Genomic DNA, 1,004 nt, shown 5'->3' with positions numbered 1-1,004 from the left:
GGGGCACAATCGGTTCCTTACTCCCGCCAAGAAGTGAGGACCGGATGCACGCCCCGATCACCCTGGAGGAACGATACGCCATCAACGTCATGAGGAAACACCACTACTCGATTCGGGCGATCGCCCGCGAGCTCGGACGCGCACCATCGACGATCTCGCGAGAGCTCAGGCGCAGCCTGCGACCGTCAGGTCGCTACGTCCCGGGCATCGCGCACTCCTACGCGACTGCCCGGCGCCGAAGATCGAGGCGAAACGCTAGGATCACGGCTGAGACGTGGGAGGTCGTCGACCGCTATCTGCGCATGGACTGGAGCCCCGAGCAGGTCGCAGGCTTCCTCAGAGCCGAGGGCATCCTCAGAATCAGCCATGAGGCGATCTACATCCACGTGTGGGCCGACAAGCGCGCCGGAGGGGATCTGTGGCGCCACCTCCGTCAGGCGAACAAGCGGTGCCGCAAGCGCTATCGGTCGCGCGACTGGCGCGGAAGACTCGCAGGTAAACGCCACATCTCAGAGCGCCCGTCACAAGTCGAGGAGCGAAGCGAGGTCGGTCACTGGGAGATCGACACGGTGATGGGAAACGAGCACGGGCGCAACAGTGTCGTGACGCTGGTGGAGCGAGCCACCGGCTACCTCGTGATGGGCAAGCTCGCCCGCCACTGCGCCGCCGACACGGTCGCGCGTTGCGTCGAGCTCATCGGTCGGCACTCAGGCAAGGTGGCGACCGTCACCGCGGACAACGGCACCGAGTTCCACTCCTACAAGCAGATCGAGGAAGCGACCGGTGTCGAGTTCTACTTCGCCACCCCGCACCACTCATGGGAGCGCGGCACGAACGAGAACACGAACGGGCTGATCCGCCAGTACCTGCCGAAGAGGACCAGCATGGCGCATGTCACGCAGGAGGACTGTGACGCGGTAGCCGCAAAGCTCAACTCACGACCACGCAAGAGGCTCGGCTACAGGACCCCGGAGGAGTGCTATGCACAATCGTAGGAAGTCACT

General features: G+C 64.3%; 1 protein-coding gene. It reads left to right on the top strand.

Annotation, left to right across the window (positions count from 1 at the left end):
* Window positions 1-44 precede the first annotated feature (44 nt).
* Entirely contained in the window at window positions 45-995 is a 951-nt protein-coding gene (locus U1E26_04820; protein ID MDZ4168962.1) for an IS30 family transposase, read from the top strand.
* Window positions 996-1,004 lie beyond the last annotated feature (9 nt).

It is taken from the genome of Coriobacteriia bacterium, from assembly GCA_034370385.1.
GTDB lineage: Bacteria > Actinomycetota > Coriobacteriia > Anaerosomatales > PHET01 > JAXMKZ01.
The sequence above is the reverse complement of the archived record's forward strand: the minus strand, read 5'-3'. Positions and strand labels throughout refer to the sequence as shown.

Coding starts and splice junctions, on each gene's coding strand:
- U1E26_04820 (MDZ4168962.1), top strand. CDS start 45: ATGCACGCCCCGATCACCCTGGAGGAACGATACGCCATCAACGTCATG.